Here is a 24861-nt window from a genome sequence, read left to right on the forward strand (position 1 = left end):
GGTAAGGGTGTGTTACGAGCAGGTCAACGGGTCGGACGAGACTTGATGGAAAGCCCTTTCCGGAGGTTTCCGGGCAGGACATCGGTTTTCCGGCCCGGCGGCCCGAGCCATCCTTCGAGGCGAGCAAGTTTCTGTTATCGCTCTCGCTCCACCGCGTCTCCGATCCGTGCACAGCCCTCTCCACACCTCAAGCGCGATCGCCGGCGCCCTCGCGGCCGTCGCGGCCCTCCTGGCCGCCGCTCCCCCGGCCGTGGCCGCCGGCGCCCGTGACGTCACCGCCGACGTCCTGGCGAACCGGGACGTGACGCTCACCGGCGACACAGTGGTCACGGTGCCCTCGGGGACGACCACGTACGACGGCGTTTTCCGCGGCCAGGGAAGCCTCACGGTGCGCGGTGGCGGCACGCTCGTGCTGAGCAAGGACAGCGACTTCACGCTGCCCGAGGCACGCCGTCGACAGGTGGTGCGCACACAGGGTGGAAACCACCCGTTCACGACCGTCAGCAACCCCGACCCGCCCGCGATCACGGTGGAGCGCGGAACGACCCTGCAGTACGGCACCGGTGGGGGCACGGGTCTGATCGGGCACTTCCCCTACGACACCCCCGGGTACCGGCTCAACCAGCTCAACGTCCGCGTCGACGGCACGCTCCGGCTGTCGCTGACCCGCACCTTCAACATCGGCACCATCAGCGGATCGGGCCTGGTCACCCAGCCCCGCAACATGTGGGGCACCCTCGATCTCGCGGGCACGCACCCCTTCTCCGGGGTCATCGACAACGGCACCGGGATGGCCGTCGGGCGCCCCGAGTATCCGGTTTCGCTGCCCGATGCCCGGGCGATCCTCAACCAGGGTTCCTGGATCATCGACACCCCGCTGTACCAGACGATCACGCTGCGGCAGAACTTCTACCAGCGGGAGTACGGAAGTGACGTCAACGTGCACACCCGGCCGGGCAGCAAGGTCGTCCTCACGGGGCAGTACAGCTACAGCGACCAGGGCGGCGATACCAACCCCTCGCTCAGCGACCCGGGCATCAACTGGCGGCCGATAGCGCACCAGTTGAACAAGCGCGGCACCAACGTCGAGGGCGCGAACGTGCAGTGGGGCGACGGCACCACGCACACGATCTTCATGCCGGGAACGAAGGACACCGTCTACATCAATCTGCACGAGGCGAGCGGACGGCGCTCCCTGCTGACGTTCGACTACAACGGCCCGGTCACCCTGGGCGCACCGATCGGCGGCGGCAGGTACCACGACACCCTTGCCGCACCCGGCGCCGGGGACCTCGTCATCGCCGGGACCAAGGGAAACGACGTCACCTTCGCGGCCGCGCAGTACTACGACGGTTCGACCACCGTGGAGAAGGGGGCGGTCCTGCGACTGGGATCGCCGCAGGGCGACGGCTCCCTGCTCACCGGCACCGACCGGCGGCGGATCGTGAACGACGGCACGCTCGTCGTGCGCAACACGAAGACCGCGATCTCCCTGTCCCGGCTCGGTGGCAGCGGATCGCTCGTGCAGTCAGGTACGGCGACGACGACGCTCACGGGCCCCTCCGTGACGTACACCGGGACGACGACGGTCAAGCAGGGCACCCTCGCGCTCAAGGGCGGGGCGACCCTCGTCAACAGCAGGGCGATCCGGCTGACGGCCGCGGGAGCACGGCTGGACACCGGCGGCTCGGCTCTGCGCGTGACGAGCACGCTCAGCGGCACGGGCATCGTGACGGGCGCCGTGGCGAACGAGGGCGTGGTCACGAGCGGGCTGACAGTGACCGGCGCCTACACGCAGCGCGACAAGGGCCAACTGGTGCTGGGAGGAACCCCCTTGAAGGTGGCGGGCAAGGTCTCGCTGGGTGGCGGCCTCGACCTGTCCGCCGCGACCGGCACGACGCCCCGCCGGGAGATCACCGTCCTGAGCAACACCGGTAGGGCCGCCACCTCCGGCACCTTCGAGGGGCTGCGGGAAGGAGCCGACGTGAAACTCGGCGACACCGTTTACCGGATCAGTTACAAGGGCGGCGACGGCAATGACGTCGTCCTCGCTGCCACGGCCGCGAGCCCCTCGGCGAGCGCGCGCGGACGGGCGTCGTCGGGCGCCGTGACGGCCGGGCCGCGCAGCGCGAGCGCGGCCGACAGCGGCGCGTTCGGCTGGTGGCCGTATGTCCTGGCGGCCGGGCTGCTCGGCGCCCTCCTCATCCCGGCGAGCAAGCGCACGCGGGGCGGCGGTCGACGTCGGGGCGGACGGCACTCGGCGCAGGGACGATGAGCCCTCGCGTGACCTCGTCGAGGGCATCCCGCATTGTGGGCAAGCTGTTCATGTATTGGACGGACCGAGCTGTCCGGCGTCCCTTCGACTAGCGTCGTGACATGACCAGCGACACCCCTTCCCCTCGCGCGCAGACGTCCCTCACCGCGGCTCTCGCCGCCGGAACCGTCGTCCTGGACGGCGGTATGTCCAATCAGCTGGAGTCCGCCGGGCACGACCTGAGCGACGAGCTGTGGTCGGCGCGGCTGCTCGCCGAGCGGCCCGAGGCGATCACTCAGGCGCATCTCGCGTACTTCGAGGCGGGCGCGAACGTGGCGATCACCTCCAGTTACCAGGCCACGTTCGAGGGTTTCGCGAAGCGTGGCATCGACCACGAGGAGGCCGCCCGGCTGCTCGCGCAGAGCGTGGACCTGGCCCGGGAAGCGGCCCGGCAGGCGCGGAGCAACGGGGTGGCCCACCCACTGTGGGTGGCCGCGTCGGTCGGCCCGTACGGGGCGATGCTCGCCGACGGCTCCGAGTACCGGGGGCGCTACGGGCTGAGCGTCGCGGAGCTGGAGCGTTTCCATCGTCCTCGACTCGAAGTGCTGGCCGCCGCGGAGCCCGACGTGTTGGCGCTGGAAACGGTCCCCGACGCCGACGAGGCCGAGGCGCTGCTGCGCGCCGTGCGCGGTCTCGGCGTGCCGGCCTGGCTGTCGTACTCGATCGCCGACGACCGTACCCGCGCCGGGCAGCCGCTGGAGGAGGCGTTCGCCCTGGCTGCCGACGTGGACGAGGTGATCGCGGTCGGTGTGAACTGCTGTGCCCCTGAGGACGTCGAGGCCGCCGTGGCGACCGCGGCGCGGGTGACGGGCAAGCCGGTGGTCGTCTACCCGAACAGCGGCGAGGCCTGGGACGCCGAGGCCCGCGCCTGGAACGGCCGCTCCACGTTCACCCCCGAGCAGGTCCTGGGCTGGCGGGAGTCGGGGGCACGGCTCATCGGCGGCTGCTGCCGGGTCGGCCCGGAGGCGGTCGCCTCGATCGCCCGCACGCTGACCTCGGTATAGAAGGGCCGGCGCGGAGACCACCCGAGGCCTCTTCTCTCAGCGGCCCCGCACTCCCCCTGCGCGGCGCAGCCTGCGCACTGCAGACCTGAGCTCCGAGCCGCGCAGGGGCCTGCTGAGCAGCGGGTCCGGCGCTGCCGTGCCGTCGGCGGATTCTCCCGGTGCGGCGGTCGCGCCCGCCGTCCACAGGGCCAGCTCACGGTCGCGCGGACCGTATGCGGTGTACGCCATGCCGTGCGCCATGTCGTCGCCTGTGTACGGTCCGCCGTCGACCTCGCCAAAGATCCGCACGGGGTGGGCCGCGTCCCAGGCCTCCCAGCCGGGGTCGCCCGTCGCCGCGAACCGTGTCCATGCCCCGTGCATCGCGTCGGCGAGCTCCTGCGGCGCGTCGTCCCCCGCGAGCTTCGCGGACTCGGACGTATGTCCGGTGTCGAAGACGAACCCGAGTTCGAGCGCGTGGCAGGCGCCGAGGGCGGGCCTGAGCGACGGCCAGGCGAACTCGTACACGTACGACGAGCCGGGGCGGGCGTCGGCGAGCCGTTGCAGGGGCAGGCGCAGCAGGTTGTCGGTGACCATCTGGCCCACGATCTCGGCGATGCCGGCCTCGGGGTGCAGGGCCCGGTAGCCGCGCGGCACCTCGTGGCCGCAGCGACAGCGGGCCATGGCGCCGGCGAGGGCGACGGGGCCCATTCGGTCGACGCGCTCCAGCAGACCGCCCGGGGCCAGCCACAGTCGGTACTCGTCGCGGGTCCAGCCGAGAAGGAGATCGATGCCGCAGGCCGCTGCCCCGTCGACGAGGGCCCGCAGGGGGTCGCGTGGGACGAGGTCGCCGTCGACGACGATGCCGAAGGCGGGCCCGCCCAGGACGGGGCTGCTGAGCCTGCCGACCTCGGCCTGGGTACGCAGCAGCAGGTCCCGGTCGACGGCGGCGAAGGCCTCGGCGGTGGCGGGGACCTTCAGCCTGGCGGCCATACGGCGCACCATGCGCCGGACCTTGTCCCGTTCGAAGGCCTCCGGCGGTCCGCTCTGCAGAACGGCCCGGTGGAACAGGCCCTGCGCCTGCGGGGCCGCGATCAGGGCGCCGGCGCTGATCGCTCCGGCGGACTGTCCGGCCAGGGTGACCCGGTCGGGGTCGCCGCCGAAGGCCCTGATGGAGCGATGGACCCATGCCAGCGCGGCGAGCTGGTCGCGCAGTCCGCGGTTGGCGGGGGCGTCCGGGAACAGTCCGTAGCCCTCGACTCCGAGCCGGTAGTTGACCGAGACGAGGACGACGCCGTCGCGGGCGAAGGCGTGCCCGTCGTACACGGGCACGGCCGACGAGCCACGGGTCAGGGCGCCGCCGTGCAGCCACACCATGACCGGGAGCCGGGCGCCCGGTCCCGGCGTCCACACGTTGAGGTTGAGACAGTCGTCACCGGGCAGGTCCGGGTCGGACAGGTACTGCGCGAAGGCGTCGGAGTACGGCGGTTTCGGCGCCGTGGGCCCGAAGGCGCCCGCGTCGCGCACGCCCTCCCAGGGCTCCGGCGGCGCGGGGGACCGAAAGCGCCCGGGACCGAACGGCGGGGCGGCGTACGGGATGCCCCTGAAGACCGCGACGCCGTTCTCGTACCTGCCGCGTACGGCCCCGTACGGCGTCCTGACCACGGGGTTCGCCTGGTCTGCTGTCATGTGCCCACCAGCCCTTCGCGTGCTCGCGCACCGGTAGTACCAGAGCACCACAAGGTCGCGTGGTATTCCGGTGCACGAGCCTGCGGCAGGCTATTTGGCGTACATCAGGGTGCCGAAACCGAGCTGGTCGTAGCCGCCGCTGGTGGACCCGTAGTCCCCGCCGCCGCCCTCGGGGGCCACCGACCGGGCGGACCTGGCCGCGGGAACCGGAGCCGATCACCGTCTGCGACTGCCGGCTGCAGGTGGGTGGTGCCGGTGCCCCAGGTGTAGGTGGTGTAGGGGACGTCCTGGCCCAGGTTGTACTTGGCGACGTACTGGGCGGCCTTCATGAAGCGGCGGCTGTCGTAGAGTCGGTGTACAGGTACGGGACCGCGTGCGCGATGGAGCCGTTGCCTGCGCCGGTCTTGAAGTAGTTCACGGCCTGGTCGTACGTGGCCGCGTTGTCGGTGAGGATCCCGAGGGCCATGAGGCGGCCGCCCGCAGGTGCCCGCCGAGCGGGCCCGGCGAGCACCGAGGCCATGTTGCACAGGTCCCAGTTCGCCCAGTAGTTGGTGATGCAGGCGCCGTTGTGCTGGGTGAGGAACTGGTTGTTGAGCGGGTAGAAGACGTTGAGCATCATCTGCTGGAACTTCGCCAGGTCGAACCCGGCGTAGCCGCGCATGAGTTCGGCGGCCTGGTCGAACGGTGACAGCGACTTGGCCATCAGCAGGCCCACCCGGTCGGCGGTGGCTCCGCTGCGGGAGACCGGCCGGGCGGTGACGGAAGCGGGTAGGTGACCAGCTTCGGCGCGGCGTTGTCGTCGTCGGCGTGGGCGGCCGTCGCGGTCAGACCGCCGGACAGCCCGGCGGCGAGCACCGTGGCACCGGCCGCCTGCAGGGCGGTACGGCGGGACAAGGCCGTGATCATCGGGTCTCCTTCGTGGATACCCCGGCCTTCAGGCCGGGGTGGGGGTACCTCCCACTTGCGGGGGAGAAAGGAAGCTCCCGCGTCGCGGGGCACGGAAAGGCGAATCGCCTCCAGGGCGATTCGGCGTCTGCGGCCACCGGCCGACTCCCGCCGCTCACACGGAATCCGCGAACACGGGATCGCGACAGACTCGCCGTAGTAACAGGTAGCAACCGGTTACTACGAGCGGATCGCCAGAGCTTGTGCCGGTCTCGATGGCGCGTCAAGAGCCTGCGCAGACTTTCGAAAACTCTGCGCACGGCTCGACAGCCGCCGCGCAGTCACCGCAGAGCGATCGCGATCAACCAGAAATTCCCGCCTGACCTGCGGTGATACGCAAATCGGCATCGAGGTCCGCACCGGGGAGGGACCCTTCGAAGATTTCGCCGACTCGCATCCGCGAACGCCGCCTCCGCGCACCTTCGGCACCGGTGGTGCCCGCGGCTCCGCCTTCGCGCCTCACTTCCCGCCTTCACACCGGAAACATGTTTCACACTCCCGCGGAGCCGACCCGCACGCCCCGCCGCGCCCCACGAACTCCCGCTCTGAAGTGCGTCTTTACTCCAAAAGCGCGGCCCGAAAGGATTTCCGCTTCGGCGATCCGCCCCACTGATTGACCGTGACTCCGGAGCAGACCTACCGTAGAAGGCGCTTTCGGAAAATGTTTCCTACGCACTCAGGAGTGTCATGCCCAGCGCCCAGCCGCCCAGGGCCGTGTTCGCCATGGATCCGGTGCATCTCCCCCTGCTGTTCCCCGCGCCGCTCCTGGCTCGCCTGCGGCAAACGGCCGACCTCGACCCCACGCTCGTCGTCCGGGACTTCGCCGATCCGGCCGCCGCGCCCGCACTGGCCGGCGCCGAGGTCCTGATCACCGGATGGGGCTGCCCCCACCTCGACGCGGACGCGCTCACCGCGGCACCGGGGCTGCGCGCGGTCCTGCATGCGGCTGGCTCGGTCCGCTCCCTCGTCGGCGACGCCCTGTGGCAGCACGGCGTCGCCGTCTCCAGCGCGGTCACCGGCAACGCGGTACCCGTCGCCGAATACACCCTGGCCATGATCCTGCTCGCCGGAAAGGACGCCTTCGCCCACCGCGAGCGCTTCCGCCGCACCCACGCCTACCCCACGCCCGCCGAGACCGCGACCACCGGCAACCTCGGCCGCCGCGTCGGCGTCATCGGCGCCTCACGGGTGGGCCGCCGCCTGCTGGAACTGTTGCGCCCGTACGACTTCGAGGCCTTCCTCCACGATCCGTACGTCGACGCGGCCGAGGCCGCCGAGCTCGGCGCCCAGCTCCTCTCCCTGGAGGATCTGCTGCGCCACAGCGACATCGTCAGCCTGCACGCGCCCGACATCCCCGAGACCCACCACATGCTCGACCGCGCCCGGCTCGCGCTGGTCCGGGACGGCGGCCTGCTGATCAACACCTCCCGGGGCGCCCTGGTGGACCACGCCGCCCTCACCGAAGAGCTGCTCTCCGGTCGGCTGAACGCGGTCCTGGACGTCACCGAGCCCGAACCGCTGCCCGCCGACTCCCCCCTGTACCGGCTGCCCAACGTCTTCCTCACCCCGCACATCGCGGGCTCCCTCGGCAACGAGCTGGAGCGGCTCGGCCGCATCGTCGTCGAGGAACTGGAGCGCCTGGCGCAGGGCCTGCCCCTGGCCCACGAGGTACGGCACGCGGACCTGGCCCGGGTCGCGTGATGCCGGTGCCGGCCGGGCGCCCCGGCCCGCGTCGCGACGGGCCCGCCCCTTCGGCCCACCGATGGCCCGCGGGTGGGGAAAAGCCCTGTTCAGCGGCGCTCGCCGTACCCTGTCCACAGGCTCCCCCACCTGGGGGAACGATGGGATACCGTTTCCGCACCGACGAGGAGCCCGGCGGCCCGGGCATCCCCCGCGGGCGGACCACGACGGCGAAGGAGCCAGCACCGTGAGTCAGCGCAGGACGAGCTCGGGCGCCGGACGGTCGACCATCCGTGACGTGGCGGAGCGCGCGGGCGTGTCCGTGGCGAGCGTGTCGCGCGTGCTGTCCGGCAACTACCCGGTCTCGGAAGAGCTGCGCCGCCGGGTGATGAAGGTGGTCCGGGACCTGGACTACGTCACCAACGCCCATGCCCGCTCCCTGGCCGGCGGCGGCACGCCGACGGTCGCGATCCTCCTCAACAACATCACCGGCGCCGCCTTCGTCCACGTGGCCAAGGGCGTCGAGGGCGCCGCCACGATGCGCGGATGGCTCTCCCTGGTGGGCACCACCGGCGACGACCCGGAACGCGAGCTCGCCCTGGTGAACATGATGCGCCAGCAGGGTGTCGCCGCAGTGGTCCTGCTCGGCGGCGCCTACGACTACGAGGAGTACCAGCTGCGCATGGCCCGCTTCGCCCGCTCCCTGGACGCGGCCGGCTCGCACCTGGTCCTGGTCGGCAGGCCGCCGCTGGAGGGCGACGTACCGGCCACGACCGTCGACTACGACAACGAGTCCGGCGCCTACGCCATGGCCAGCCATCTGCTGTCCGCGGGCCACCGACGGGTCCTGATCCTGCCCGGCCCCGCCCCTCTCACCACGGCGCAGAGCAGGCTGAAGGGCGCCCGGCGGGCCTTCGAGGCGTACGGGGCGCCGTTCGACCCGGGCCTGGTGCGGCACGGTCCGTACGACGACGAGCACGGGTACTCGGCCGTCGAGACGGCCCTGCGCGAGACGCCCGACTTCACCGCCGTGCTCGCCGGGACCGACATCGTCGCGGCCGGAGCCATGCAGGCGCTGCGCTCGGCGGGCCTGCGCGTCCCGGAGGACGTGTCGATCGTCGGCTACGACGACATCCCGCTGGCCTCCCAGCTCACCCCGCAGCTGACCACCGTGCACGTCCCGTACGAGGAGATGGGCCGCGTCGCGCTGCGGGCGGTCGCCGACCGGCGCGAAGGCGGCGCGGGCGGCCGCAAGGGCGGCGACGGGGAGCACCTCGTACTGGGCACCCATGTCGTCGTACGCGACTCGGTGCGGCCTCCGTCTCGCCGGTGAGCGAGTGCGTTGTGACCACGTTACGAAACCGTTTACCGAAGGTTTCTGCCGACCTCGCCGAGCTCTTGAGTCATGCCTTCCGGGAGTCCTGAAAACCTCCGCTCAGCACCTCTGACCTGCACTCCCCGTGTGGTGGCTGATCGTCGCCGCCACCAAGGACCGCGTCGGCCTCTACCAAAGCAACGGACTGTGGTTCTCCGGCTGGCACCTCTGGGACAACCTGCACCAGCTGTTCACGTAACGCTGAACGGGTTGATCAGGACCCGCCTGAGCTCCGGCGGGTTTCGAAAGTCACCGCCACAAGATCCCGTGTTTCCCGGTGTCTTCACGTCAGGCCTGTGACACACCTAGGATAGCAAGCGCTTTCTGCGAGCCGCCTGTTGCCGGATCGGCTCCGAAAGGGTGCTGGTCGAACTTTCGCTGACCCTCGGGCGGGCCGGAGAGGTGGTTCCCAATGGTGCACACGGCGAGCGCGAGCGTGACCGCCGGGCCGACCCTGGCGGTCGTGGCCCGCGAGGCGGGGGTGTCCGTACCGACCGCTTCCAAGGTGGTCAACGGCCGGGAGGACGTCGCCCCCGAGACCCGACGCCGGGTCACGGAGGCGCTGGACCGGCTCGGCTATGTACGCAGACCGCGCTTCGACGCGACGAAGCCGCCCCGGCTGGTCGACCTCGTCGTGCACTCGCTGGACAGTTCCTGGTCGGGTGCGGTGCTGCACGGCGTGGAGGAGGCGGCGTACGACGCGGGTCTGGACGTGGTCGTCTCGGCCGCCTTGTCCCGCACCCGCGCCGGCCGCCCGCAGCGCGGCTGGCTGGACAAGCTGACCGTGCGAGGTTCGGCTGGAGTCCTGTTCAATCTCGCCGAGTTGACGGGCTCTCAGTTCGCCTGGCTGGAGCAGCACCGCACACCGTTCGTGATGATCGACCCGGTGGTCGAGCCGCCGCCCGGGGCGGTGTCGGTGGGGGCGGCGAACTGGCAGGGCGGAGTGACGGCGACCGAGCATCTGCTGGCGCTCGGCCACGAACACATCGCCGTGATCGCCGGCCCGCGCCGCAGGATGTGCAGCAGCGCCCGGGTCGCCGGCTACCGCTCGGCGCTGGCCTCGGCCGGGCTCGCACAGCGCCCCGAATACCTGCGCAACGGAGACTTCGACGAGTCCGTCGCGCACCGACGCATGCATGAACTGCTCGATCTGCCCGAGCCGCCGACGGCCGTCTTCGTCTGCTCCGACCGCATGGCCCTCGGGGTCTACCAGGCCCTGGCGGAACGGGGGTTGAGGATTCCGTACGACGTCAGCGTGGTCGGGTTCGACGACCTGCCGGAGTCCCGGTGGACCACGCCCGCCCTCACCACCGTCCGTCAGCCGTTGGCGGAGATGGCGGCGACGGCCCTGCGGCTGCTGGTGCGGATGATGGACGGAGAGCGTCCGGAGGGAACGCGGACGGAGCTGTCGACGCGGCTCGTACAGCGGGCGAGCACGGCACCACCGCGGAGCTGACGACCTGTGAGAGCCCAATGCCCTTGTGGGAAAGCCGAGTTCGGTCAGAGTCTCTGAGTCTCCGTTTCCATGCGGTTTCACAGCCGTACAGGGACGCAAAGGGCAGCGGCACCGGCCGGGCGCGTACGCTCGGACGGGATGAACACCATTCCGGCACACCTCGATCACATCGTCCTCGCAACGCCCGACCTGGCGACGACGGTCGCCGAGTTCGCCCGGCGCACGGGACTGACCCCGGCGCCGGGCGGAGTGCACGTCGGGCTGGGCACCCGCAACTACCTGGTGGGGCTGGGTGGTTGCGCCTACCTGGAGATCATCGGCCCGGATCCGGAGCAGCCCGTGCCGTCCCATGCGCGCCCCTTCGGGGTCGACGTGTTGGCGGCGGCACGGACGACCACCTGGGCGATCAGCCCACCCGATCTGGACGCGGCAGTCGCGACCGCCCGCGCCCGGGGCTACGACACCGGCGAGGTACGGGAGATGAGCCGACGCCGTCCGGACGGCACCCTGCTTCGATGGCGGCTGACCGACGGCGGCTCCCCGCACCCGTCCGGTGTGGTGCCCTTCCTCATCGACTGGGGCGCCACGCCCCACCCTTCCACATCGGGCCTGCCCGTCAGTCCCCTGCTGGAGCTGACCGCGACCGCCCCGGACCCCGAGGACGTACGCCCTCTGCTGAGCGCCGTCGGCACCGACCTCACCCTCACCGAGGGCCCGGCGGGTTTCTCGTTCACGGTGGACACGCCCAACGGCCCGGTGACATTCACCTGACCTGCGAGGCCGCTCTTTTCCGGGCCGGACGTCCGTTTCCTTCAAGACCGGCTGCGCCGGTCCTGCCTACCGTGGCCGTATGAGTCCACGATTCGATGCCATCGGCCTGGTCGTCTCCGACATGGCCGCCTCCGTTTCCTTCTACCGTCGGCTCGGGTTCGCCTTCCCTGAAGGTGCGGAGCGAGCGCCGCACACCGAGGCCGAACTGCCCGGCGGGCTGCGGCTGTTGCTGGACACCGAAGAAACCGTCCGTTCGTTCCACCCGACGTGGCGGCCGCCGTCCGGAGGCGGCCGGGCGTCGCTCGCGCTGCGCTGCGCCACACCCGAGGAGGTGGACGCCGTGTACGAGGAGCTGGTGAGCGCCGGCCACCCGGGCGAGCTGAAGCCGTGGGACGCCTTCTGGGGCCAGCGGTACGCCGTCGTGCACGATCCCGACGGCAACGGCGTCGACCTCTTCGCGCCGCTGGCCCAGTAGGTCGGGGCCCTGACGCGGCACGTCGCCGTCAGGACGCCGCGGGTGCCCTTCCTCGCGTGCTGGACAGGTCGGCCCCTTGACGCAGCAGGTCGCCCAGTGTCCGGCCGGTGAACTCCCGTACGTCTCGGGAGAGATGGGCCTGGTCGGCGTAACCGGCGCGGGCCGCCGTGTCCGCGTACGGCACGCCCTTGCGGACCAGTGCGAGTGCGCGCTGCAGGCGCAGGATCCGGGCCAGCGTCTTGGGCCCGTAGCCGAAGCATGCCAGCGAGCGGCGGTGCAACTGGCGGGCGCCGAGGCCGAGTTCGTCCGCTGTGGCGGCCACCGGACGGCCCGCCGCGAGCGCGGCGACCAGTCGACGCAGTGCGGGGTCGGGCGCAGCGGCCCGCTCCAGCGCCAGTGCCTCCAGTGCCGTCGCCGGGTGCGCCGCCGCAGCGACTCGGGCACTCAGGCGCCGTACCTCCGACGCCGGCCAGAGATCGGCCAACTCCACGCGGCGGTCGCGCAGTTCGTGGGCGGGTACGCCGAGGAGGGTAGGCGCCGTGCCGGGGTAGAGGCGGATGCCCGCCCAGGGCGCGGGCGGGCCGTCGGGGGTGTGAGCCCGGGTGTCCGGTCCGGCGACCAGTAGCCTGCCCTCGCTCCACAACAGGTCCATGCACCCATCGGGCAGTACGGGAAGCATGAGGAACGCCGCCGACGGCGTGTTCGTCCACACCACCGCCCCGGCCAGCCGGGAGGCCCTCTCCTCGTACACGTGCGCCAGGTTACGCCGCCACGAACCGAGCCCACGGTACGAAGTCACACCTCCTCCCACACAGCGGGAAAGCGCTTACCCCTCCGGGGGCTGTTCCTGCCCGTTACCGCTGTTTCCAGTGCCCCCGCTGTTACTGCCGTTTCCGCCGCTGCCAGTGCTGCCACCGTGCTCTCCGTGGCCCCCGTGCCCCCCGTGGCCTTTCAAAGAGCTCTTCACATGTGTCCGGAACCGTCCCGTCACGTCCTCCGGCGGAAGGAAACGGGACCATCTTTCGGGGAACTCGGACGGCATGTCGGGGTCGTCGGGGTCGTCCTCCTCGTGAGAGCGGATCGCCGCCATGCGGGCGACGTACTCCTCTGCCTCCTCCTGCCGCAGCCGTTCGTTGGCGGCGCGGGCCGCGGCCGTCGCGGCGGCCGGCCAGACGCGGTCGATCGCGGCGTTGACGGCGGCGCCGACCAGCACGGCGAAGGCGGACACCCCGATCCACAGCAGTACGGCGACGGCGGCGGCGAGGGAGCCGTAGATGGTGGCACCCTCGATCGTGTTCGTCAGGTAGATGCGCAGCAGGAAACTGCCCAGCACCCACATGGCGAGGGCGACGAGGGCGCCGGGCACATCCTCGATCCACGGGGAGCGCACCGGCACGGAGACGTGGTAGAGCGTGGTCAGGAACGCGACGGACAGGACGATCACGACCGGCCAGTACAGGACCTGCACCACGGTCGTCGACCAGGGCACGATCCCCACCACCGCGTCCGGGCCTGCCACCATCAGCGGCAGCGCGATGGAGCCGATCAGCAGGGCCGCCACGAACAGCAGGAACGCCACCAGCCGCGTCTTGACGATGCCGCGCACGCCGTCGAGGCCGTACATCACGGTGATCGTGTCGATGAAAACGTTTACCGCACGCGAGCCCGACCACAGTGCGAACAGGAACCCGATGGAGATGACGTCGGGACGGCCGCCCTTCATCACGTCGTCGAGGATCGGCTGGGCGATCTGTCGGACGCCCTTGTCGGACAGGACCGTGCGCGAGGCCTCGAGGAGGTTGTTCTCCAGGCTGCTGATGCTGTCGGTGCCGGTCCAGTCGTCGACGTAGCCGAGCAGACCGATGAGGCTGAGCAGCAGGGGCGGCACGGACAGCAACGTGAAGAAGGCTGCTTCGGCGGCGAGGCCGAGGATGCGGTACTCGATGCAGGAGTTGACGGTGTCCTTCAACAGCAGCCAGGCGGTCCGGCGCTTGGAAACGTTCCGGTAAAGGGCGCGCGCCCGGTGGAGACGCCCGGTGGGGCTCCCGGGTTGCTCGGGTGACTGACTTGCTGGCTGCACGCCCTAAAGGTATCCGCCGTTCGGGGCTGCACTCACCTCCGGCAAGGCCGCGTCCCGGGTCGGGAAGCGGCCGCGCGGGCTCCGGATGGCCATGACCGTCGTACCCGGGGGTTCTGAACTGCTGGCGATTGGGTGCGCACGGGGGTGTTCTGGCGCGCATGGGTGAGTCTTGCTGCCGCGGCAGGTCCGGTGACCTTGGAGGGGAACAGGAGTTTCCCTGTCGAATGGGTGACCTTTGCCGGTGGTGGTCGTTGGGTGCGGTGAGGGGTTCTCAGGACGACGTGGGGAGGGGGCGAAAGGGATGGGCGGGTTGCGGAAGACGGCGGCGCCGTTCGTCGCCCTGGGGGCCTTCGGGTGTGGCGGTCCGTGACCGGCACCGAGGTGAGCAGTGGCGCGACCGGGTGGCCGCGAACCGGGCCGTCGCCCACCGCATCCACGAAGACGTCCAGCGGGGTCGCTGGTGCCTGACCGCGTCGTGGACGATCGCCCCGGTCCGAACCGTCCCCCTGGCCACGGCCCGCGCGAACGGCGTGGTCGGCGTGGTCGGCGTGGACACCAACGCCGACCACCTGGCGGCCTGGCGCCCGGACCGACACGGCAACCCCGTCGGCGAGCCCCGCCGGTTCGGCTACGACCTCACCGGCACCGCCGAATACCGCGACGCCCAGTTCCGCCACGCCCTCATCCGCCTGCTGCTCCCCCACTCTCGGCTTCGCTCGAGCGGGAGGTGCCCCCATGGCGAAACGCCACGGCCTGGCGATCGCGGTCGAGGACCTGGACTTCACCGCCGAGACCACCCGCGAGAAGCACGGCCGCCGCAAACAGTTCCGCAAGCTGATCTCCGGCATGCCCGTGGCCGGACTCCGCGCCCGCCTCGTCGCCATGGCCGTCGAACTCGGCATCACGGTCGTCGCCGTGGACCCGGCCTACACCAGCCGATGGGGCGCCCAGCACTGGCAGAAACCCCTCACCACCACGACCAGGAAGACCACCCGCCACAACGCGGCCGCCGTGGCGATCGAAAGGCGCGCCCTGGGACACCCGATCCGGCGACGGACGCCACCGCCCCCACAGCACCGGAGTGATGCTGTGGGGCATCGGAGCGTCCAGGCCCGACCGGGAGCCCTGGGGCGTGAGGAAAGCCGCCCCCGCATTCCCGGACCACGGACACGATCCGTGCGCGCCGGACGCGGAGCGAACACGGCAGACCAGGACGCCCAACACCGTTCGGGGCGCCCGGCTGAGCACAAGCCCTGGCAACAGGACGTGACGACCCGCTCAGTCTCCAGGAACGGTAGGTTCGGGCTATGGCAGGCAGCACGCACACCGTGACCAACCAGCCCCCGCCCCTGACCGGGTACGACGTCTACGGCACCGACCAGGCACTGGTGGCTGCCGTGGAGCGGCACCTGGATCCGGAGCTGCTCGACGAGGCGCGCGGCGAGTTGTCGGCGCTCGGGCGGGCGGCCGGATCGGCGCAGTTGCAGGAGTGGGCGGTGCAGGCCAACGAGTATCCGCCGAAACTGCGCACGCACGACCGTTACGGCCATCGCGTCGACGAGGTCGACTTTCATCCGGCGTGGCACCGGCTGCTCGGCAAGGGTGTCGGGGCGGAGCTGACGAATGCCTGGGGGCGGCCGGGCGGGCATGTGCGGCGGGCGGCGGGGTTCCTGGTGTGGACGCAGGTCGAGGCGGGCAACGGCTGTCCGTTGTCGATGACCCATGCGGCGGTGCCCGCGCTGCGCACCGATCCGGAGCTGGCGGCCGAGTGGGAGCCCCGGCTGACGTCCACGATCTACGACCGTGAGCTGCGCCCGGCGCGTCTGAAGGCGGGGGCGCTGTTCGGGATGGGGATGACGGAGAAACAGGGTGGCAGCGACGTACGGGCGAGCACGACCCTCGCCACTCCTCTCGCCGAGGACGGGACGTACGAGCTGACCGGGCACAAGTGGTTCTGTTCGGCGCCGATGTCGGACGGTTTCCTGGTTCTTGCCCGGACGGCGCCGGTCCGGGAGGGAGGCGGGCTCACGTGTTTCCTTGTGCCGCGCGTTCTCGAAGACGGTACCCGTAACGTTTTCCGCCTCCAGCGGCTCAAGGAGAAGCTGGGGAACCGGTCCAACGCCTCCAGTGAGGTCGAGTTCGACGGGACGTGGGCGCGACGGGTCGGTGAGGAGGGGCGCGGGGTGCGCACGATCATCGACATGGTCGCGGCGACGCGGCTGGACTGTGTGCTGGGTTCGGCGGGGTTGATGCGGCAGGCGGTGGCGCAGGCGATCCATCACTGCACCTACCGTGAGGCGTTCGGCGGGAAACTCGTCGACAAACCGTTGATGCGCAATGTCCTGGCCGACCTCGCGCTGGAGTCGGAAGCGGCGACCGCGCTCGCGCTGCGGCTGGCGGCGGCCTACGACGACGGGGGTGAGCAGGAGCGGGCGCTGTTGCGGATCGCGGTTCCGGCGGCCAAGTACTGGGTGACCAAGCGCTGTGCGCCGGTGGCGGTGGAGGCGTCGGAATGCCTGGGTGGAAACGGTTACGTGGAGGAGTCGGGGATGCCCCGGCTGGTGCGTGAGTCGCCGCTCAACTCGGTGTGGGAGGGCGCCGGCAATGTCCAGGCGCTGGATGTCCTGCGGGCGCTGCAGCGGGAGCCGCAGGCGCTGAACGCGTATCTCCAGGAGGTGGGCCGGGCGCGTGGGGCCGATCACCGGCTGGACGGGGCGATCAAGGGCCTGCTGACGGAACTGGCGGATCTGGACGGCGTCGAGGGGCGGGCCCGGCGGCTGGCGGAGCGTTTCGCTCTGGTGCTTCAGGGTGCGCTGCTCGTTCGATTCGCGCCGCCGGAGGTCGCCGACGCGTTCTGCGCCTCGCGGCTGGGCGGGGATGGGGGTGCGGCCTTCGGTACGCTGCCCCACAGCCTGGACCTGGCGGCGGTCGTCGATCGGGCACAGCCCCGGCTTTGACCGCTCCGGGCTGAGGAAACGTGGGGAAACAGGAAGCGGGGGTGGTGCTGCGCCGACACGGCACCACCCCCGCCGCAATGGCCCTGCGAGGCCAGAATCGCCGCTCGGGGCGACGTGGCTCAAGTTTCAAACACCCCGTGGATGTCCACCAGGGTTGCAGGGGGTTGCAACGTGTCGGTGGTTGTGTCCGGACTCTGCCCCTCGGTCCCGCGTGAGCGGCAAGATGGGGGCCTTCACCAAGACCGGAAACAGGCGGTTGCACAAGCTTGACATCCGGTTGTCCGCCTGTGTGCTCCCCGGGAGGCCCAGTGGCGATGCCACCGATGAACATGCCGCAGCTCGCGGCCGTCGACGCCGCGCGGGCGGCGCGGGTGCTCAACGAGGTGCGCGACGCCCGGCTGGCCGGTCAGCCGGCGCGCCTCGCGCCGCGCCCCGTGATCGAGCAGTCCTGGGAGCGGCTGCTGCGCAGCGGTGTCGATCCCGAACATGATGTCAGAGCGGGGCTGCTCAGCACCGACGAGGTGCGGCGACGGCGGGAGGAGTCGCCGTTGCGGGAAGTGTTGCCGGTGTTGCGGGAAGGGTTGCTGTCGGTCGCGGACGCCGCCCACCACATCATGGTCGTCGCCGATGACGAGGGCCGGGTGCTGTGGCGCGAGGGCTGCAACCCGGTGCTGCGCAAGGCCGACGGGCTCGGTTTCGAACTGGGCGCGGACTGGGGCGAGGCCGTGGTCGGCACCAACGGGGTGGGCACGCCGGCAGTGGTGCGCCGGCCCGTACAGGTGTTCGCCGCCGAGCACTTCGTGCGCTCGCACGCGGCCTGGACCTGCGCGGGCGCCCCGATCACCGACCCGCGCAACGGCCGGCTCCTCGGCGTGGTCGATGTCAGCGGGCCGCTGGAAACGATGCATCCGGCCACCCTCGCCTGGGTCGACTCGGTGGCGAAGCTCGCCGAGTCCAGGCTGCGGGAGAAGCACCTGGACTCGCTGGAACGGCTGCGCGCGGTGGCGGCGCCGGTGCTGGCCCGGCTCGGCGGCCGGGCGGCGGCGGTGGACGGGGACGGCTGGACGGCCGCGGTGACCGGGATGCCGTATGCGAGCCGGATCGCACTGCCCAAGTCGCCGTCCCCGGGCCGCCGCTGGTTGCCGACGCTGGGGTTGTGCTCGATCGAGCCGCTGGCCGGGGGTTGGCTGGTGCGGTCCGTGGCCGATGCCACCGAGCCGCTGCCGGGCGGCGCGACGCGGATCGTGCTGGACCTGACCCGGCCCCGGCGCTGGTCGGTGACGGTGTCGGGGGGTGCGGGGTCGTGGTCGCACGAGCTGAGTCCCCGACACGCCGAGTTGCTCTACCTGCTGGCGACGCACCGTGGCGGGCGCAGCGCGGCGGGCCTGGCCGAGGACGTGTTCGGCGACTCGGGCCGTACGGTGACGGTACGGGCCGAGATGTCTCGGGTGCGGCGGTATCTGGGGGGTTTTCTGGAACACCAACCGTATCGTTTCTGCGAGGATGCCGAGGTCGAGGTGCTCCTTCCGGCCGATCCGATGGGCCTGTTGCCCCATTCGACCGCGCCCGCCGTGGTGAGGAACCGGGCGTCGGCCCCGTAGGGCCTGTCCGGCCCTGGCACTATGGCCCACCGGAGTTCTTCCGATGGCATCTTCCGCATATTTGCGGGGTCTTCGTCCTACACGGTGGCCGACTGCCGTAGCATCCCTCTACGGGTCACCCCACCTGCTCCTCGGTCAACGTACGGATCATCAGGCGCAGTTGGCCCGCCTCGGGAGGACGAATGAAGCATCGCGGCCGACACCGCCGGCGCAGGCGAGGCAGGGCACTGCGCGCGTTCCTGTCCGGAACGGCTCTCGCGCTCACCGCTGCCGCCACCATGATCAGTGCTTCCCAGGCGACGGTGACCGCCGACGGTCCCGGCGCTCTGAAACCGCTTACCGCCACGGCCGACACGGGGAAACTGCGGCTGACGGAGAACCTGGTGTCGCAGGCTTCCCTGAACCGCCTCGCCGCGGGAATGGGCCGGCCGGTCGGCGTCAGCGCGGTGCTTGAGGGTGCCGACCGCACGTTGCGGGACGCGATCGACTGCTCGCCCGCCGAACGCAGGGCCCTGCCGGTCTCCCCCGTGGCCACCCGTGCGTACTGCTGGAACACGGACGACACCGAGGGCTGGCAGCCGGGCGCGGTCACCACGTCGGGGGACGCGGACGACGACGGCACCTGGGGTGCGAACCGGGTGATCCTCTCCGGCTGGTCGCGCAGCGCCGGCACGGCTGCCGACCGGGGCCTGGCCCGGGTCGGTTTCGTGAACGCGGGAGACCTCAACCACCTCTCCTACAACTGGGCCCTGCTCGCCGTCCCGGTCGCCGACGGGCGCGACTACCGAGGTCTGGTCTCCCATGTCTCCGGGATGGTCTGGTACCAGGACAAGTTGCTGGTCACGGCCGACGACGGGCAGCGGACCGCGCTGTACGTCTACGACATGAACCGCGTCCAGCGCGCCACCGTCGTGAGCGATGCGGTCGGCCGGGTCCCGGGCGGCTGGTCGGCAAACGGTTACCGCTTCGTCCTGCCGGCCATCGGCTCCTATGAGCTGAGCGGCGGTTCCGGGGCCCCGCACCCCGCAACCGTTTCCCTCGACCGCAGCACGGCGCCGGACAGCCTGGTGGCCGGGGAGTGGACCCTGGACGACGGCGACCGGGGCGCCCGCCTGTGGCGCTACCCCTTCAGCACCGCCCCTGGGCACGCGGGGCTGCTCGCCGTCGGCGCCACGGGGCGGGTAGGGGCCTCGGAGGCGTACGAGACGAAGGTGACGGGCGTACGGGGGGTGCTGTCGTACGGATCCCAGTGGTACGTGACCCGCGCCGCCGGCCCGCAGGACGAACACGGGACGCTGTGGCGGCAGACCGCCGGCAGGGCGCACGGCGAGGTGGACAGCAAGGCGGACCGGGCACGGGCCGCGAAGTGCGGTACCGCGGAAACACACAGCTGCTGGAGTCCCCACCCGGAATCCCTTTCCTACTGGGCGGAGACCGGTGAGGTCTGGACCCAGTCGGGGCGGGTGCTCTTCGCGCTGCCCTTGGCCTCGATCGACAGAACAAGCAGGTAGATGATTCCCTGGCGGGCATGACCAACATTCCCGTGACCACATGGTCCCTGGAGCAGACCGACCCGACCGACCGCCTCCCGGCCGCCGCGCCCGAGGACGACGTCCGGATCGTCCGCTCCGAGGTCCCCTCCCCCGAGTTCAGCCGTTTCCTTTACGCGTCCGTCGGCGGGGACATCCGCTGGATCGACCGGCTGCGCTGGACGTACGCGCAGTGGCAGGAGCATCTGGCGCGCCCGGGGGTCGAGACATGGGTCGCGTACGACCGGGGCACTCCGGCCGGATACGTGGAGTTGGAGCCGCAGGACGACGGAGTCGTGGAGATCGTCTACTTCGGTCTGATCCCGGCTTTCCGGGGGCGGCGGATCGGCGGCCATCTGCTGGCGTACGGCGCCGCCCGCGCATGGGAGCTCGCGGACCGCTGGCCCGGACTACCGCAGACCAAGCGGGTGTGGCTGCATACGTGCAGCCTGGACGGTGAGCACGCCATGGACAACTACCAGCGGCGCGGTTTCAAACTGTTCGACACCAGGGTCGAGGAGAAGCCCGAGGCGTCCGCGCCGGGCCCCTGGCCGGGCGCGTTCCCGGCCTGACCTGCCGCTCATACCCGCTGCGACCTGCGCGGACAAGAGCTCGCGCACGGCATGTGATCGACGCCACCCTTGTCTCACACTTCGGGACAAGGGTGTCCGCATCGCGGACGAAGCTGGACTGTGTCCAGATCGCCGTGACACGCTTTCGTCATGTCCGGAACTGGAATTGCCTTGGTGAGTCGGCGACACGTCGACCTCGGCCGCATGTCCAGCGCCATCTGTCCGGCGAGCTGAGCCGCACCGCCGCCGCTTTCCGCACGTTTTACGCCTCCTCCCTGCGCAATGACGCGCACGTATGTCTTCGTGCGCCCGTACGCGCAGGTCAGAGACCCTCCCGCCTGTCCCGAAGGACGTATCAACCATGGCCGCCACCCCGCAGAACCCTGCCGCCGCGACTCCCCGCCGCAAGGTGAGCCGTCACCGCGGTGAGGGCCAGTGGGCCGCGGGGCACCACACCCCGCTGAACGGCAACGAGCAGTTCAAGAAGGACGACGACGGTCTCAATGTGCGGACACGCATTGAGACGATCTACTCCAAGCGGGGCTTCGACTCGATCGACCCCAACGACCTTCGTGGACGTATGCGCTGGTGGGGCCTGTACACCCAGCGCAAGCCCGGGATCGACGGCGGCAAGACCGCGATCCTGGAGCCGGAGGAGCTGGACGACAAGTACTTCATGCTGCGGGTGCGGATCGACGGCGGACGCCTCACCACCCAGCAGCTGCGCGTGATCGGCGAGATCTCGCAGGAGTTCGCGCGCGGCAGCGCGGACGTCACCGACCGGCAGAACATCCAGCTGCACTGGATCCGCATCGAGGACGTGCCGGAGATCTGGAACCGGCTGGAGGCCGTCGGGCTGTCCACCACCGAGGCCTGCGGCGACTGCCCGCGTGTGGTCATCGGCTCGCCGGTCGCCGGCATCGCCGAGGACGAGATCATCGACGGCACGTCCGCCATCGACGAGATCCACGAGCGGTACATCGGCAGCAAGGAGTTCTCCAACCTGCCGCGCAAGTTCAAGACGGCGATCTCCGGCTCCCCGCTCCTGGACGTCGTCCACGAGATCAACGACATCGCGTTCGTCGGCGTCGAGCACCCCGAGCACGGCCCCGGCTTCGACCTGTGGGTCGGCGGCGGCCTGTCCACCAACCCGAAGCTCGGCGTCCGGCTCGGCGCCTGGGTGCCGCTGGACGAGGTGCCCGAGGTGTGGGCCGGTGTGGTCGGCATCTTCCGCGACTGGGGCTACCGCCGCCTGCGTACCCGCGCCCGTTTGAAGTTCCTGGTCGCCGACTGGGGCGCGGAGAAGTTCCGCCAGGTCCTGGAGGACGACTACCTGAAGCGGAAGCTGGTCGACGGCCCCGCGCCCGCCGAGCCCGCGGGCCGCTGGCGCGACCACGTCGGCGTGCACCGCCAGAAGGACGGCCGGTTCTACGTCGGTTTCGCCCCGCGCGTCGGCCGCGTCGACGGCGCCACGCTCACGAAGATCGCCGAGGTCGCGGAGGCCCACGGCTCGGGCCGGGTCCGTACCACCGTCGAGCAGAAGATGATCGTCCTCGATGTCGAGGAGGCGCAGGTCGAGCCGCTGGTCGAGGCGCTGGAGGCGCTGGACCTGACGGCCAAGCCGTCCCCCTTCAGGCGCGGCACCATGGCCTGCACCGGCATCGAGTACTGCAAGCTCGCCATCGTCGAGACCAAGGCGCGGGGCTCCCAGCTGATCGACGAACTGGAGCGCCGCATCCCGGAGTTCGACGAGCCGATCACCATCAACCTCAACGGCTGCCCGAACGCCTGCGCCCGTATCCAGGTCGCGGACATCGGTCTCAAGGGCCAGCTGGTCCTCAACGACCAGGGCGAGCAGGTCGAGGGCTATCAGGTGCACCTGGGCGGCGCGCTCGGCCTGGAGGCCGGGTTCGGCCGCAAGGTGCGTGGCCTGAAGGTCACCTCCGCGGAGCTGCCCGACTACGTCGAGCGCGTCCTCAAGCGGTTCCAGGCCGAGCGCACGGAGGGCGAGCGGTTCGCCGCCTGGGCCTCGCGTGCCAGCGAGGAGGCCCTCTCATGAGCGAGCGGGCCGCCCCCTTCTACTGCCCCTACTGCGGCGACGAGGACCTGCGTCCGTCCGAGCAGGGCCACGGCGCGTGGGAATGCGCCGCGTGCAACCGGGCCTTTCAGCTGAAGTTCCTCGGGCTGCTCGCCCGGGGTCTTCAGCACTCCGAAGCAGGGGGAGACACGATATGACCGCGGTTCAGGAAGAGAAGGCGACCGAGGACCTCAAGGCGCTCGCCGAGCAGGCCGGCCGTGACCTGGAGGACGCCTCCGCGCTGGAGATCCTCCAGTGGGCGGCCGAGACCTTCGGCAAGCGTTTCTGCGTGACCTCGTCCATGGAGGACGCGGTGGTCGCCCACCTCGCCTCGCGCGCCATGCCCGGCGTGGACGTGGTGTTCCTCGACACCGGCTACCACTTCCCCGAGACCATCGGCACCCGCGACGCGGTCGAGGCCGTGATGGACGTCAACGTCATCACGCTCACCCCGCGTCAGACGGTCGCCGAGCAGGACGCCGAGTACGGGCCGAAGCTGCACGACCGCGACCCCGACCTGTGCTGCAAGCTGCGCAAGGTGCAGCCGCTGGAACAGGGGCTGACCAACTACGTGGCCTGGGCGACCGGCCTGCGTCGCGACGAGTCCCCGACCCGGGCGAACACTGCGGTCGTCGGCTGGGACGAGAAGCGCCAGAAGGTCAAGATCTCCCCCATCGCCCGCTGGACCCAGGACGACGTGGACGCGTACGTCACCGAGCACGGCGTGCTGACCAACCCCCTGCTGATGGACGGTTACGCGTCCGTCGGGTGCGCCCCCTGCACCCGACGGGTCCTGGAGGGCGAGGACGCGCGCGCCGGCCGCTGGGCGGGCCGCGCCAAGACCGAGTGCGGGCTGCACGGATGACGACGACGATTCAGGAGACGAACGTGACGACCGGAGCCACCGTCTGGCTCACGGGTCTGCCGAGTGCCGGCAAGACCACCATCGCGCAGGAGCTGGCCGGCCGGCTGCGCGAGGAGGGCCACCTCGTCGAGGTGCTCGACGGCGACGAGATCCGCGAGTTCATCTCCGCGGGCCTCGGCTTCAGCCGCGAGGACCGGCACACCAACGTGCAGCGCATCGGCTTCCTCGCCGAACTGCTCGCCCGCAACGGCGTCAAGGCGCTCGTCCCGGTGATCGCGCCCTACGCGGACAGCCGAGAGGCGGTGCGCAAGCGCCACCAGGAGGGCGGGGCGGCGTACATCGAGGTCCACGTGGCGACCCCGGTCGAGGTGTGCTCCGTGCGTGATGTGAAGGGTCTGTACGCCAAGCAGGCGGCGGGCGAGCTGTCCGGGCTCACCGGGGTCGACGACCCCTACGAGGAGCCGGAGACGCCCGATCTGCGCATCGAGTCGCAGCACCAGAGTGTCCAGGAGTCCGCGGCCGCGGTCCACGCGCTGCTCACCGAAAGGGGACTGGCATGACGACGACCGTCGCTGCGGTCGAGGAGGGTACGGCCACCCCGTACGCCCTCTCGCACCTGGACGCGCTGGAGTCCGAGGCGGTGCACATCTTCCGCGAGGTGGCGGGCGAGTTCGAACGGCCGGTGATCCTGTTCTCCGGCGGCAAGGACTCCATCGTCATGCTGCACCTGGCGCTGAAGGCCTTCGCGCCGGCCGCGGTTCCCTTCTCGCTGCTGCACGTGGACACCGGGCACAACTTCCCCGAGGTCCTGGAGTACCGCGACCGGACGGTGGCGGAGCACGGGCTGCGGCTGCACGTGGCCTCCGTGCAGGACTACATCGACCGCGGCGTGCTCAAGGAGCGCCCGGACGGGACCCGCAACCCGCTGCAGACGCTGCCGCTGACGGAGAAGATCCAGGCGGAGAAGTTCGACGCGGTCTTCGGCGGAGGACGCCGGGACGAGGAGAAGGCCCGCGCCAAGGAGCGGGTGTTCTCCCTCCGGGACGAGTTCTCGCAGTGGGACCCGCGCCGCCAGCGCCCCGAGCTGTGGAACCTGTACAACGGCCGCCACGCACCCGGCGAGCACGTCCGCGTCTTCCCGCTGTCCAACTGGACCGAGCTGGACGTGTGGCAGTACATCGCCCGCGAGGGCATCGAGCTGCCGGAGATCTACTTCGCGCACGAGCGCGAGGTGTTCGCCCGCAGCGGCATGTGGCTCACCGCGGGCGAGTGGGGCGGACCCAAGGCCGGCGAGACCGTCGAGAAGCGGCTCGTGCGGTACCGGACCGTCGGTGACATGTCCTGCACGGGTGCCGTCGACTCGGACGCCGTGACGCTGGAGCAGGTCATCACGGAGATCGCCGCCTCCCGGCTCACCGAGCGCGGCGCCACCCGCGCCGACGACAAGATGTCCGAGGCCGCGATGGAAGACCGTAAGCGCGAGGGGTACTTCTAA

22 protein-coding genes and 2 pseudogenes are annotated in these 24861 nt (G+C 70.9%); 19 read left to right on the forward strand and 5 right to left on the reverse strand.

Features of this window, described 5'->3' with window-relative positions:
* The first annotated feature begins 166 nt into the window (after positions 1-166).
* Both B5557_RS10210 and mmuM read left to right on the forward strand, forming a co-directional pair.
* Positions 167-2275, forward strand: a complete 2109-nt coding sequence (locus tag B5557_RS10210) for an autotransporter (protein ID WP_079658821.1) — start codon at positions 167-169, stop codon at positions 2273-2275.
* A 101-nt stretch (positions 2276-2376) separates the two neighbouring features.
* Entirely contained in the window at positions 2377-3318 is a 942-nt protein-coding gene (gene mmuM / locus B5557_RS10215; RefSeq protein WP_079658822.1) for a homocysteine S-methyltransferase, read from the forward strand.
* A 36-nt stretch (positions 3319-3354) separates the two neighbouring features.
* Here mmuM and B5557_RS10220 read toward each other — a convergent pair whose 3' ends face one another.
* The 3 genes and pseudogenes from B5557_RS10220 to B5557_RS10230 form a co-directional block, all read right to left on the reverse strand.
* The gene (locus B5557_RS10220) at positions 3355-4983 is read right to left on the reverse strand and encodes a carboxylesterase/lipase family protein (protein WP_079658823.1); all 1629 of its coding nucleotides are present in this window, start codon (positions 4981-4983) and stop codon (positions 3355-3357) included.
* A gap of 90 nt (positions 4984-5073) precedes the next feature.
* Positions 5074-5665: pseudogene (locus B5557_RS44465) on the reverse strand (alginate lyase family protein); the annotation flags it as partial.
* A 20-nt stretch (positions 5666-5685) separates the two neighbouring features.
* A complete protein-coding gene (locus B5557_RS10230) occupies positions 5686-5889 on the reverse strand; it encodes a hypothetical protein (protein WP_079658824.1) in 204 nt (67 codons plus the stop codon).
* Positions 5890-6615: 726 nt separating this feature from the next.
* Here B5557_RS10230 and B5557_RS10235 point away from each other — a divergent pair.
* From B5557_RS10235 to B5557_RS10260, 6 genes and pseudogenes are all read left to right on the forward strand, one after another.
* Positions 6616-7629 (forward strand): hydroxyacid dehydrogenase, encoded by a 1014-nt coding sequence (locus B5557_RS10235; RefSeq protein WP_173877658.1) that lies wholly within the window; start codon positions 6616-6618, stop codon positions 7627-7629.
* A 226-nt stretch (positions 7630-7855) separates the two neighbouring features.
* The gene (locus tag B5557_RS10240) at positions 7856-8941 is read left to right on the forward strand and encodes a LacI family DNA-binding transcriptional regulator (protein WP_079658825.1); all 1086 of its coding nucleotides are present in this window, start codon (positions 7856-7858) and stop codon (positions 8939-8941) included.
* Between the two features lie 124 nt (positions 8942-9065).
* A pseudogene (locus tag B5557_RS42745) lies at positions 9066-9179 on the forward strand (carbohydrate ABC transporter permease); the annotation flags it as partial.
* Between the two features lie 216 nt (positions 9180-9395).
* Entirely contained in the window at positions 9396-10439 is a 1044-nt protein-coding gene (locus B5557_RS10250; protein WP_079658826.1) for a LacI family DNA-binding transcriptional regulator, read from the forward strand.
* A gap of 138 nt (positions 10440-10577) precedes the next feature.
* Positions 10578-11210 (forward strand): VOC family protein, encoded by a 633-nt coding sequence (locus B5557_RS10255; RefSeq protein WP_079658827.1) that lies wholly within the window; start codon positions 10578-10580, stop codon positions 11208-11210.
* Between the two features lie 79 nt (positions 11211-11289).
* Entirely contained in the window at positions 11290-11685 is a 396-nt protein-coding gene (locus B5557_RS10260; protein ID WP_173877659.1) for a VOC family protein, read from the forward strand.
* A 28-nt stretch (positions 11686-11713) separates the two neighbouring features.
* Here B5557_RS10260 and B5557_RS10265 read toward each other — a convergent pair whose 3' ends face one another.
* Together B5557_RS10265 and B5557_RS10270 are read right to left on the reverse strand one after the other, a co-directional pair.
* Positions 11714-12436 (reverse strand): AraC family transcriptional regulator, encoded by a 723-nt coding sequence (locus B5557_RS10265; RefSeq protein WP_079664693.1) that lies wholly within the window; start codon positions 12434-12436, stop codon positions 11714-11716.
* A gap of 75 nt (positions 12437-12511) precedes the next feature.
* The gene (locus tag B5557_RS10270) at positions 12512-13765 is read right to left on the reverse strand and encodes a YihY/virulence factor BrkB family protein (protein ID WP_231976324.1); all 1254 of its coding nucleotides are present in this window, start codon (positions 13763-13765) and stop codon (positions 12512-12514) included.
* 735 nt (positions 13766-14500) lie between these two features.
* Here B5557_RS10270 and B5557_RS46220 point away from each other — a divergent pair.
* From B5557_RS46220 to cysD, 11 genes are all read left to right on the forward strand, one after another.
* Positions 14501-15097 (forward strand): hypothetical protein, encoded by a 597-nt coding sequence (locus B5557_RS46220; protein WP_443031342.1) that lies wholly within the window; start codon positions 14501-14503, stop codon positions 15095-15097.
* A complete protein-coding gene (locus B5557_RS10280) occupies positions 15073-16722 on the forward strand; it encodes an acyl-CoA dehydrogenase family protein (protein WP_079658829.1) in 1650 nt (549 codons plus the stop codon). Before B5557_RS46220 ends, B5557_RS10280 begins: the two co-directional genes overlap by 25 nt.
* A 323-nt stretch (positions 16723-17045) precedes the next feature.
* Positions 17046-18323, forward strand: a complete 1278-nt coding sequence (locus B5557_RS10285) for a GAF domain-containing protein (RefSeq protein ID WP_079658830.1) — start codon at positions 17046-17048, stop codon at positions 18321-18323.
* A gap of 182 nt (positions 18324-18505) precedes the next feature.
* Positions 18506-19834: a hypothetical protein gene (locus tag B5557_RS10290; RefSeq protein ID WP_079658831.1), complete on the forward strand. Its 1329-nt coding sequence runs from the start codon at positions 18506-18508 to the stop codon at positions 19832-19834.
* A 17-nt stretch (positions 19835-19851) separates the two neighbouring features.
* Positions 19852-20424 carry a GNAT family N-acetyltransferase gene (locus tag B5557_RS10295; protein ID WP_079658832.1) on the forward strand — a complete coding sequence of 191 codons (573 nt, stop codon included), beginning with the start codon at positions 19852-19854 and terminating at the stop codon, positions 20422-20424.
* A 150-nt stretch (positions 20425-20574) separates the two neighbouring features.
* On the forward strand, positions 20575-20658 hold the full coding sequence (locus B5557_RS45895; RefSeq protein WP_309486338.1) for a putative leader peptide: 84 nt from the start codon (positions 20575-20577) through the stop codon (positions 20656-20658).
* A 127-nt stretch (positions 20659-20785) separates the two neighbouring features.
* On the forward strand, positions 20786-22483 hold the full coding sequence (locus tag B5557_RS10300; RefSeq protein ID WP_079658833.1) for a nitrite/sulfite reductase: 1698 nt from the start codon (positions 20786-20788) through the stop codon (positions 22481-22483).
* On the forward strand, positions 22480-22659 hold the full coding sequence (locus B5557_RS10305) for a hypothetical protein (RefSeq protein ID WP_079658834.1): 180 nt from the start codon (positions 22480-22482) through the stop codon (positions 22657-22659). The genes B5557_RS10300 and B5557_RS10305 overlap by 4 nt, the downstream gene beginning before the upstream one ends.
* Positions 22656-23366: a phosphoadenylyl-sulfate reductase gene (locus tag B5557_RS10310; RefSeq protein WP_079658835.1), complete on the forward strand. Its 711-nt coding sequence runs from the start codon at positions 22656-22658 to the stop codon at positions 23364-23366. Before B5557_RS10305 ends, B5557_RS10310 begins: the two co-directional genes overlap by 4 nt.
* 23 nt (positions 23367-23389) lie before the next feature.
* Positions 23390-23926 carry an adenylyl-sulfate kinase gene (gene cysC, locus B5557_RS10315; protein ID WP_079664694.1) on the forward strand — a complete coding sequence of 179 codons (537 nt, stop codon included), beginning with the start codon at positions 23390-23392 and terminating at the stop codon, positions 23924-23926.
* Positions 23923-24861, forward strand: coding sequence for a sulfate adenylyltransferase subunit CysD (cysD, locus tag B5557_RS10320; RefSeq protein ID WP_079658836.1), 939 nt, complete (start codon positions 23923-23925; stop codon positions 24859-24861). The genes cysC and cysD overlap by 4 nt, the downstream gene beginning before the upstream one ends.

It is taken from the genome of Streptomyces sp. 3214.6, assembly GCF_900129855.1.
Classification (GTDB): domain Bacteria; phylum Actinomycetota; class Actinomycetes; order Streptomycetales; family Streptomycetaceae; genus Streptomyces; species Streptomyces soliscabiei.

Coding starts and splice junctions, on each gene's coding strand:
- B5557_RS10305 (WP_079658834.1), top strand. CDS start 22,480: ATGAGCGAGCGGGCCGCCCCCTTCTACTGCCCCTACTGCGGCGACGAG.
- mmuM (WP_079658822.1), top strand. CDS start 2,377: ATGACCAGCGACACCCCTTCCCCTCGCGCGCAGACGTCCCTCACCGCG.
- B5557_RS10310 (WP_079658835.1), top strand. CDS start 22,656: ATGACCGCGGTTCAGGAAGAGAAGGCGACCGAGGACCTCAAGGCGCTC.
- cysD (WP_079658836.1), top strand. CDS start 23,923: ATGACGACGACCGTCGCTGCGGTCGAGGAGGGTACGGCCACCCCGTAC.
- B5557_RS10260 (WP_173877659.1), top strand. CDS start 11,290: ATGAGTCCACGATTCGATGCCATCGGCCTGGTCGTCTCCGACATGGCC.
- B5557_RS10280 (WP_079658829.1), top strand. CDS start 15,073: ATGGCAGGCAGCACGCACACCGTGACCAACCAGCCCCCGCCCCTGACC.
- B5557_RS45895 (WP_309486338.1), top strand. CDS start 20,575: ATGTCCGGAACTGGAATTGCCTTGGTGAGTCGGCGACACGTCGACCTC.
- B5557_RS10255 (WP_079658827.1), top strand. CDS start 10,578: ATGAACACCATTCCGGCACACCTCGATCACATCGTCCTCGCAACGCCC.
- B5557_RS10230 (WP_079658824.1), bottom strand. CDS start 5,889: ATGATCACGGCCTTGTCCCGCCGTACCGCCCTGCAGGCGGCCGGTGCC.
- B5557_RS46220 (WP_443031342.1), top strand. CDS start 14,501: ATGGCGAAACGCCACGGCCTGGCGATCGCGGTCGAGGACCTGGACTTC.
- B5557_RS10295 (WP_079658832.1), top strand. CDS start 19,852: ATGACCAACATTCCCGTGACCACATGGTCCCTGGAGCAGACCGACCCG.
- B5557_RS10290 (WP_079658831.1), top strand. CDS start 18,506: ATGAAGCATCGCGGCCGACACCGCCGGCGCAGGCGAGGCAGGGCACTG.
- B5557_RS10250 (WP_079658826.1), top strand. CDS start 9,396: ATGGTGCACACGGCGAGCGCGAGCGTGACCGCCGGGCCGACCCTGGCG.
- B5557_RS10285 (WP_079658830.1), top strand. CDS start 17,046: ATGAACATGCCGCAGCTCGCGGCCGTCGACGCCGCGCGGGCGGCGCGG.
- B5557_RS10220 (WP_079658823.1), bottom strand. CDS start 4,983: ATGACAGCAGACCAGGCGAACCCCGTGGTCAGGACGCCGTACGGGGCC.
- B5557_RS10300 (WP_079658833.1), top strand. CDS start 20,786: ATGGCCGCCACCCCGCAGAACCCTGCCGCCGCGACTCCCCGCCGCAAG.
- B5557_RS10235 (WP_173877658.1), top strand. CDS start 6,616: ATGCCCAGCGCCCAGCCGCCCAGGGCCGTGTTCGCCATGGATCCGGTG.